Here is a 9,606-nt window from a genome sequence, read left to right as displayed (position 1 = left end):
GGCGCCGATGGACACCGACACGCCGCAGGAGGCGCCGTCGAAGCCCTTGGCCGACGAGTCGTAGCCGATCTCGAGGATGGCGTCGCGCACCAGCTGGGCGATGGGGGCGTAGGCCTGGGTGGTCACCTCGCCGGCGATGTGCACCTGCCCCGTGGTGATCAGCGTCTCCACCGCGACGCGCGAGGACGGGTCGTCCCGCAGCAGTGCGTCGAGGATGGTGTCACTGATCCGGTCGGCGATCTTGTCGGGGTGCCCCTCGGTCACGGACTCCGAGGTGAACAGGCGGCGGGACATGTCTCTCCAGATGGTTGCAGGCCCAGGGCACGAACGGCGTCAGCGGCCGGGCGAGGTCACCCGTGCCACAGCCACGATGCAGAACGGCGAACGAGGCGCCCTCGAACAGCGGCGGAACAGGAGTGGACCGGCATCACGCGTGCGGCGCAGCACCCTGCAGCGCCCGGACGAGAGCACCGGCCCGTTCCTGCTCGTCCGTGCCCGCGCCGGCGATCACCACCCGCGGCGGGCGGCCGCCGTCCGCCGCGATCCGCCGGGCGAGGTCGCAGGCGGGGACACCGGCGCCGGAGAATCCGGCGAGCAGCAGGGGCCGGCCGGCGGCGAGCGCCTCGAGGGCGGCCCGCGCACCGTCGGCATCGGCGCCGGCGGGGAGCACGAGCAGTTCCTGGGGCCCCGGATAGCTGCCGGCGAGCAGGTCGTAGCAGGTGTCGGAAGCACCCGGCGGCGGGATCAGGCAGATCGTGCCCGCCCGCTCCCGGCGGGCGGCGCGCAGGGTGACCAGCGGGGCGGGCCGGCCCGCTTCGGCGGCCTCGGCCGGCGGCGGTGCGGCGCTTTCCGCCAGCAGTGCCAGGGCCTCTCCGACGGTGGTGGTCTCACCGGCCGACATCGGCAGCGAGCGCAGCAACAGGGCGCTCTGCGCGAGCAGTTCGGCCGCCGCGTCCTCGTCGAGCAGGGCCCGGTCGTGCACCCCGACGAGGACCAGTCCGCCCGTGCTGTCGTGGTGGGCGAGCAGCCCGATGGGCAGTACGGAGCGGGCCGGCAGGGTGTCCGGCAGCTCGGCGTGGATGCCCTGGGCGGCGAGCTGGGTCTCCAGGCCGTCCAGCGGATGCGGCGGGTCCTCGAAGACGATGACGGTGTCGGGGTCCGCGCCGCCACGGCTCCAGGCCCGGATCCAGTCGGCGGGCACCCACTCGTAGGCGGCCATGTCCAGGGCCAGGTCCCGCAGTTGCCGCAGCAGCCGGGGCACGGTGCCCGCCGGGTCCACCTCGACGGTCATCGGCAGCGGGTTGCGCAGCGGGCCGGGCATGCGGGCCACGCCTTCCAGGGCGATGCCGCGTCCCGACACGGTCACCGCGAAACAGACCGGGGCCGGCCCGGTGGCGCCGGAGGCCCGGTAGATCAGCATGGCCCACACGGCCTGCAGCACGCTGCTCTCGGCGGTGCCCCAGGTGCCCGCCCAGTGGGCGAGGCGGCTGGTCTCGGCGGGGTCCAGGCGCAGCCGGGCACGGCCGACACCGGTCAGGCCGGCCCGCGCGGCGGAGCGCACCGGCCGGGAGGCGGCGCCCTCGGGCGGCGCGCTGCGCGTCCAGAACCCGCGGGCGGGTTCGGGGTCCTGGGCGGCGGCCCAGGCGGTGTAGTCACGCAGGTCCGGGCGGCGCTCACCACCGGACAGGGAGCCGCCCGCGAGATAGGCGCGGTAGAACTCGCGCAGCAGCAGGTGCGCGCTCCAGGTGTCGAGCAGGGCCCGGTGGTAGGTGACCAGGATCCGGGTCGGCGGGGCGACGGGGTCCGCGGGCCGGGGGCGCTCCGTCTCGAGCAGGGTGAGCCGCAGCGCTCCGGGGCGGCGCAGGTCGAAGCCGCGCAACCGGTCACGCTCCAGGAACGCCGACCAGTCCGCGTCGGGAAAGGCCCGGCGGGTGATCTCGGGCACGACCCGTTCGTGTACGACGAGCAGGGGTTCGGAGCCGTCGCTGAAGGCGGTGCGCAGCACCGTCTCGCGGTCGAAGACGGACTGCCAGGAGGCCGTGAAACGGCGGAGGTCGAGGGGGCCGCGCCAGACCCAGACGAGCTGCTCGACATGGCGTCCGGTGCCGGGGCGCGCGTCGCCGCCGGTGTACAGCGCGGACTGCTGGGGGGTGGCCCGGAAGGCGCGCGGCATCGGGGCGGCCGGCACGGCGGCCAGTTCCTCCAGCAGCTCGCGCAGCAGCTGTTCCAGGGCGGCGACCGAGGTGTCGGTGATGCCGTACGCGTGGTCGCTCACCCAGTCCAGGCCGATGTGCAGCCTGCCGTCGCGGACATGGGCGCGCGCCTCGAGACGGTACGCGGACCGGCCCGGCGCGTCGGGGGAACCCGGCCGGCCGGGTGGGGCGCCGGTCAGGGGCCGGGCGGAGCCGGGCAGGGGCCCACCCGGGTCGTCGAGGCTCAGACAGGCCCAGGCGGGTGCCAGGTCGCGCAGGGTTCGGCGCAGCGCCGGATCGGGGCTCCACTCACGGCACGCCCCGAAGCCGGCGCCGCCTTCGGCACGGCCGGCGCAGACGGCCAACGGCCCCGCTAGGGCGGTCAGCTGCCCGAGGGCGTCGGGCCCGGGACCGGGACCGAGCTGGACGGGGTACGGCTCGGCGAGCCGGCCCACGCAACGCCGCAGGTCCGGCCGCGCGGCCCGCGGATCGCTGCGTACGTCGAAACAGGCCTCGTCGGTGTCCTGCCAGCGGGCGAGGGCCAGCGCGAACACCCCGGTCAGCACCTGGCCCGTGGTCAACGCCAGCCGCGGGCCCAGCTCCTGGGTGATCCGCTCGGTCGCGTCCGCGTCGAGCACGAAGCCGGTGCGCCGGACGTCGCCCGCGTCGCCTTCCGGCGCGAACCCGGTGCCCGGTGCCAGGGGGAACCCGCTGTCCCCCGCGTGTGCCGGTACGGCGGCGGGAGCATCACCCGGCCCCGCCACGCGGGCGTTCGTCCGGCTCTCGCCGTCGGCCGGCAGGGAGGCCCGCCCGGTGTCCCGGCGGGACTCCCCCGCGTACGGGGCGAACCCGTGGACACCGGCCGCCTCGGACCTGCGCTCGGCCACCAGGGCCCAGTGCTGGGCCTCCGCGGAGTCACCGGCCAGCTCGCGCAGCTCGGCGACCCAGCCGGCCAGGCCGTCCGCCACGGGCTGCGGCCGCACCGCGGGCGAGACTGCGGCCGTGCCGACGGCGGTGGTGGTACCGAGGTCGGCAGCCGTGTCTGAGCCCGCGGCCGTGCCGAGGGCGGAGGTGGTACCGAGGTCGGCAGCCGTGTCTGAGCCCGCGGCCGTGCCGACGGCGGAGGTGGCACCGAGGTCGGCAGTCGTGCCGGGGCCCCCGGTCGTGCCGAGGGCGGTGGTCAGGTCGTCGAGCAGGATGTGCCAGGACGCGGCGTCCACGGCCGCCTCGTGGGCGACCACGGCGATCCGGTCGGCGCGCCGCCCGGCCGGCCGGCGGTCCCTGGCGAGCAGGACCCGCAGCTGGACGCCGGCACGGGGGTCGAGCGTGCGGGTGACCGAGTCCACGAGCGCGGCGAAGTCGGCCTCGTCGGCGAACTCTCCTTCCGTGAAGGGGAGTTTCTCGCCGTCGGCCCCGATCCCGTCCGCCGCGTCCAACCAGCCGTCCCCGGCGTCGAGTCGGGAACGCAACTGCGGATGAACGGCGGCCAGAGCACGCACCGCCCCGCGCACGGCATCCGCGACCGCATCCGCATCCGCGTCCGTCTCCGCACCCTCACCGGCACCCGCACCGGCATCCGCCGCAGTCTCCACGTCGAGCACCACGGCGTCGTACCGCGGCTCCCCCGCCCGCGCGAGAGCCGCGCACTGCGCGGGGGTCTGCGGGCGGCCGGCCGTGTCCGGCGGGCCGGTGAGACGGTCGGCTATGCGGCCCGCTACCCACGCGGCGGGCCCTCCCTGCGGCACGGAGAACCGCAGGGTGTGATGGTCCGGGCCGTGCCGCAGCAGGCGGTGCCGCCAGCCGGGCAGGTCCGGGTCACCGGCGGTGAGTTCGTCCAGGAGCTGTTCCAGGGCGGCCTCGTCGAGCGGTCCGCGCAGTTCGAGGTCCCAGGGTGCCGGGTACGGCGGGGGACCGGGCTCGACGACCACGGACAGCGGCGCACGCGGGAAGGGGTGAACGGTCATGATGTCCGGGGGCATGCGGTCCACTGCGCGTGGCCGGGTACCCGCTCTCCTCTCTGCGGGCGCCGAACGAGCATGCGGGGCTCTTCACCGGGCCGGGCGCCGCACCCGGGGGCGGCCGCCCGGACCGCGCCGTACCGCCTCTCCCCCATCACGGCCTCCTGACCTGCCTGCATCCACAACGGTCGAGATGAGCACGCTAATGGCAGTCGCGCGCAAAGTCCGTTTTCCCGAGCGGGTATGCAGCGGTGCCCGAGCAGTGCCCGAGAGCCGCGGCGCCGAGGTCGCTCACCGTGACTCCCGTACCTCCGGCGCCGAGGTCGCTCACCCGTGACTCCGGTACCGTCCGGCGCCGGAGGTGACCACCCCCGGCGTTCCCGTCGGCGGGCCCCGGTCGCGGGGCGGGTCACAGCATGCGGACGGCGCTCTCCGCGTGCTGCCTGGCCAGGTCGAGCAGGGTCAGGCTGTGCCGGCCGAGCATCGCGCGCACGTGCCGGCGGGCGTCGGCGAGGCCCGCGCCCCGGCCCAGCGCCGCGGTGATCTCCTCCTCGCGCAGCACGACCGTCTGCCTGGAGGTGACGGTCGTGCCCATCTCGTCCGGGGTGACGGACCACTCGCCGGTGTGTGCCGCCAGCAGCGGAAGGGTCGCCGTCTGCTTGTAGACGATGCGGCCCGCGTGCGGGAAGCAGATCCGTACCGCCGCGGTGGTGTGCGAGCCGCTCTCGGTCAGCCGGTCCAGGACCGTGCGCTGCACTCCGGGCGCCTCCTCGGTGAGGGCGACCCGGGCGACGTCCGGCACCAGCTCGGGCCAGTCACCGGCCCGGTACAGGAAGTCGTAGGCCAGTTCGGCCGGTCCGTGGACGCGGACGGAGTCCTCGAAGGACAGCACCAGGTCGTCCAGGCGCGTCCACCGCTCGGCGAAGCCCTTCAGCTGGTTGAGCTGCGCCCGGACGTCGAGGCCGGCGGCCTGCTTCACCCACTCCGTCTCGGGCAGGTCGTCGAGGCCGTACCGCAGCTCCAGCTCGCTGTCGTGCGGGCCCTCGGGCCGCACGCTCAGCACGCCGCGCACCGAGTCCAGCGAGGACCCGGGCAGCTTCTGCACGAACTCCAGGCGACGCTCGAGCTGATCCAGGCGCCGCCAGGTCATCCAGGACTGCACCTTGCCGCCCACGAGGGCCCACATCCGCAGGCGTTCCCGCTCACCGTCGAACTCCAGGCGCTCCACATGGACGCTCTGGGAGCAGTAGAGCGGCAGCTTCGCCCCGTCGGCGAGCACCGCGTAGACCACACCCGCGGGCGCGGACACATGGACGCGGTGTGCCGCCCTGTCGACACGCTCAGCAGACATCTGAACACCTCTCTATGCACATTGCGCCGCCCGGGCCGCTGGCACGGACCGGACGGCGGAATGAGGAAACCCGATTCCGGTGGCTCCGGAGCACGGGGAACGGCCGGCGGTCACCCGACGGGCGCGGGCTCCTTGGCGAGCCGGCGGACGACGCGGCAGACCCGGCCGAGGAGCCGGGGCAGTTCCCGGCCGCCCCGTACGAAGAAGTGACGCCCGGGGACCGTGCGCGAGCGGACCGGCCCGTCGGTCCACTGGCGCCAGCCGTCCGCCGTCGAGGGCGGGGCGAGCCGGTTCTCCTGCGAGTCGACGACCAGCACCGGGGTGGTGAGCGGGCCGGCCGGGGAGGGCCGGCCGGCGGCCTCGTGGAGGCTCTGGGCCAGCTCCAGGTCGGCGCGGAGCACCGGCAGCATGGCCTGCAGCAGGATCCGTTCGTCGCTGCCCACGGGCACGGCACCCTTGCCGCTGAGGACGTCCAGCAGTTCGGCGTCGGTGGCGTGCCGGGGGTCCGGCAGCCCGGCCGGCAGGTGCGGCGCCGACCAGGCGCCGACGGCGAGCAGTGCCGGGCCCGGCAGGCCGGCCTCGTGCAGGGCCCGCGTCACGCTGAGTGCGACCATCGCGCCGAGACCGTGCCCGTACAGGACGAACGGCCCGGGGTGCGGGTCGGTGAACAGCGGCAGTACGTCGGCGAGCAGCGCCTCGTGCGTCGTCACCCGGGCTTCACCACGCCGTGGGGCACTGCCCGGCAGAAGAACCGGGACCGGCTCCACACCGGGGCCCACGCTCGCCGCCCAGCCGTCGAAGACGGAGACGCCCTCGACGGAATGTGCGAAACAGTACAGCCGCACAGGCTGGTCGTCCGACATGGTTCCTCCTCTGTGTCCGCCCGGGCCACACGGGTGGATTTCGAGGATCGCCGCAATACCTCGAGCGGCACTCAAGAATGGGCCGAGGCCCCGAATTCCGGGGCCTTTTCCGATGGTGGCATCAGCGGTGGACCGTCAGGCCGCGTACCGGTCGAAGGTGGAGCCCCGTCGCGGCCCGGCCGTCACGTCGAGTTCCGGGTCGACGGCGAGCATGGCCTGGTGCAGGCGCTGCAGCTGCGGGGAGGGTTCCACGCCGAGTTCCTCGATCAGGCCCTCCCGCAGCTTCCGGTACATGTTCAGGGCGGCGGCCTGCCGCCCTGAGCGGTACAGGGCCACCATGGCCTGCGCGTGCAGGCCCTCGTGCTGGGGGTGACGGGCGATCAGGTCGCTGAGTTCAGCGATCAGTTCGGTGTGCCGGCCGAGCCGCAGATCCGCGTCGATCCGCCGCTCTATGGTCACCAGCCGGGACTCCTCCAGCCGAGTGACCTCGATCTCCAGCACCGGCCCGAGGCGTACGTCCACCAGGGCGGGCCCCTGCCACAGGGCGAGCGCCTGCCGGAAGCAGCGGGCGGCCCGCTCGTCCTCGCCCTCCTCGAAGGCCTCCTGGCCCTCGGCGACCAGGCGCTCGTAGGTGTGCATGTCCACGGACTCCGGCGGGATCTGCAGCAGATAGCCGCCGTGCCGGGTGGCCAGAACGTTCTTCGCGGCGCCGGGCGCGTCGGGGCCCATGGCGGTACCGAGGCAGCGGCGCAGCTGCATGATGTACGTCTGCAGCGTGGTCATCGCGCTCTGGGGCAGTTCCGTTCCCCAGATCTCCTCCATCAGCGTCGAGACGGGTACGACGCGGCCGGGATACAGCGCCAGCAGGGCGAGAACCTGTCGTGGCTTTCCGGCGGTCGGGACGATCGAGTCCCCGTTCACGGCGGCACACAGCGGACCCAAAACCTGAATCTCCATGGTTCCCTCCGTTCGTCGTCGGGCACTCCCGATGGCGGAAAGTCGTCGGCGAACCTGCACGCTAGCCGCACCCACACCGGAGGCATCGGTTCCTTCAGCGGCATTTGAGCGGTCCTCGAAGTACCGGGGGCATGCGGAGTGCTCCGGGAAACGGAGAGAAATCCAGGACGGCACGGCAGAAAGGAATTTCTTCGGCGTCCGGAATTGCTGTACGTACCGGTTGCGTGCGCCCGCGTTTCCGCGTCCCCCAAGCGCCCGGAACCCGCAGGACGGTCAGCTGGTCGGCACCGGGCGCCCCCCGTCGTCGTCCACCGTGTCGTCGAGCGCTTCCTCGGTCGCGGCCGCGAGGATCTGACGCTGTATCCGCCGGAGGTCGGCCGAGGGCTCCAGGCCCAGCTCCCGTACGAGCGTGGCCCGCAGGTTCTGGTACGTCTCCAGCGCTTCGCTGCGCCGCCCGGATCCGTGCAGGGCCAGCATGTACTGCCCGCGCAGGGTCTCGTGGGTCGGGTAGCGGCCGACGAGGACGGTGAGTTCGGCGAGCAGGTCGCGGTGCCGGCCCAGCCGCAGGTCCGCCTCGATGCGCCGGTCCAGGGCGCACAGCCGGCTCTCCTCGAGCCGCCTGGCCTCCGTCCGCAGCTGCGCTCCGGCCTGTACGTCGGCGAAGGCTGGTCCTGACCACAGGTCGAGGGCCTGCCGCAGCTGCCGCGCCGCGCCCTGGAAGTCCCCGATGGCCATGGCCTCGTAGCCCAGCGCCGTCAGCCGCTCGAACTCCCTGACGTCGCTGGTGCCACCGCCGCTGAGCAGGAGGTAGCCGCCCTGCACGGTGACCAGGACGTCCTTGGCCGTGCGCGCCCGGCCGTCCGCCGCCCGGCCCTGCTCGAGGGCGCCGCCGATGAGGTCACGCAGCTGCAGCACGTAGGTCTGCAGCGTGGTCTTGGCGCTGCGCGGCGGCGTGCTGCCCCACAGTTCGTCGGTGAGCGTCGCCACGGAGACCACCTGGTCGGCGTGGAGCGCGAGCAGGGCGAGCACCCGGCGCGGCTTCGGCGCGGTGGGTGTCACACAGACGCCGTTCTCCCTGACGTTCAGGGCGCCCAGCACCTCGATGTTCACGGGTCTCCCCTGTCTCGTGCCCGAGCGGCCTCGAACCTGCCCCAAATCAAACCGCACAGACCGTATTTATTGTGTCCGGAGTCAGAATTACCACAGGCCCGGCAGAGCCACAACCCTGGTCGGCTGTACCGGAGTTCGAGCCGGTCACCAGGGATCCTCGAAGCCGGGCACGGCTCCGGGAGGGGAAGCGAGGCCCGACGACGCAGGGCACCCGGACGTCCGCTCACGGTTCGCGGGGCGCCGTCCGCACCTGCGCCCGCGGCACCGCGACCACCGCCGTCTGCGAGCCGGAGGGCACCAGGGCGCCCGGACCGGGCCGGCCGCTGAGCAGCGGCAGCAGCAGCTCCCAGATGCGGGTGACGCTCTGCCTGGACAGCCAGGAGGCGTCCTCGCCGCCGAGCAGTTCCAGACCCGCGGTCACCGCGACGACGACCCGGGCGGCGTCCTTCCAGGAGACCCCGCCGGCGAGCGCACCGGCCCGCTCGGCCCGGCGGAGGCTGTCCTCCACCCAGCGCTGCCACTCCTGGCGCAGCGGGGACCGGGTGCCGCGCGCCATGTCACCGGCGATCTCGAAGCCGGCGCGGACCACGATGTCCTCAGCCAGGGCGCCGACGAGCGCGTGCATGGCGTCCACCACCGCCTGCAGGGAGTCCCCCTGCCGGTCCCGCGCCTCCTCGGTGAGCCGCCGTACGGCCTCGACGGCCTCCGCCTCGACCGCCTCGGCCAGCACACTCTTGTTGGCGAAGTGGAAGTGCAGCGCCCCGTTGCTGACACCGGCTCGCGCGCTGATGGCACCCAGCGACGCCGAGACGAAGCCCATCTCCGCGAACACCTCGGCCGCCGCATGGATCAGCGAACGCCGCGTGCGTGCCGCCCGCTCCTGTTTGACCATGTGTGCTGCCTCCTGGACACCGGGACATCGAAAGCCGGCAAGACGCCGACGCCTCGGGCCCCTTGCAAGGCACAGCTGTAGCGCGAGGTGATCGCGCCCGCCGAACTCCGGTCATACCGGGGCGTCCGTGCAGGAGCCGCGTTTCACAGACTAGCAAACCGCATAGGCGGTTTCATATATGGGTGACCGAACATGGCTGGTCAATGACTGAGGGGCCGCCCGGCGGGCGGCCCCTCAGCGTTCCTCACAACAGCGTCGTATACGGCGTCACTTCACGGGCTGG

7 protein-coding genes are annotated in these 9,606 nt (G+C 73.8%); all 7 read right to left on the bottom strand.

All coding sequences use genetic code 11. The features are described 5' to 3' along the window. A partial coding sequence (locus JK359_RS38205) for an S-adenosylmethionine synthetase N-terminal domain-containing protein (RefSeq protein ID WP_269139090.1) occupies positions 1–294 on the bottom strand: 294 nt, incomplete at its 3' end. Positions 295–427: 133 nt separating this feature from the next. Beyond that, positions 428–4,171 (bottom strand): condensation domain-containing protein, encoded by a 3,744-nt coding sequence (locus JK359_RS38200; protein ID WP_201844305.1) that lies wholly within the window; start codon positions 4,169–4,171, stop codon positions 428–430. Positions 4,172–4,559: 388 nt separating this feature from the next. After that, positions 4,560–5,501, bottom strand: a complete 942-nt coding sequence (locus JK359_RS38195) for an SRPBCC family protein (protein WP_201844303.1) — start codon at positions 5,499–5,501, stop codon at positions 4,560–4,562. A 110-nt stretch (positions 5,502–5,611) separates the two neighbouring features. Further along, complete coding sequence (locus JK359_RS38190) at positions 5,612–6,364, bottom strand: thioesterase II family protein (protein ID WP_201844301.1); 753 nt, start codon at positions 6,362–6,364, stop codon at positions 5,612–5,614. A gap of 135 nt (positions 6,365–6,499) precedes the next feature. Then, positions 6,500–7,321 (bottom strand): AfsR/SARP family transcriptional regulator, encoded by an 822-nt coding sequence (locus tag JK359_RS38185; protein WP_201844299.1) that lies wholly within the window; start codon positions 7,319–7,321, stop codon positions 6,500–6,502. Between the two features lie 273 nt (positions 7,322–7,594). Then, positions 7,595–8,431 carry an AfsR/SARP family transcriptional regulator gene (locus JK359_RS38180; protein WP_201844297.1) on the bottom strand — a complete coding sequence of 279 codons (837 nt, stop codon included), beginning with the start codon at positions 8,429–8,431 and terminating at the stop codon, positions 7,595–7,597. Positions 8,432–8,654: 223 nt separating this feature from the next. Further along, positions 8,655–9,323 (bottom strand): ScbR family autoregulator-binding transcription factor, encoded by a 669-nt coding sequence (locus tag JK359_RS38175; protein WP_201844295.1) that lies wholly within the window; start codon positions 9,321–9,323, stop codon positions 8,655–8,657. Positions 9,324–9,606: the final 283 nt, after the last annotated feature.

This window comes from Streptomyces actinomycinicus (assembly GCF_016741775.1).
GTDB classification, from domain to species: Bacteria; Actinomycetota; Actinomycetes; order Streptomycetales; family Streptomycetaceae; genus Streptomyces; species Streptomyces actinomycinicus.
This window is presented reverse-complemented; position numbering and strand designations above follow the sequence as displayed.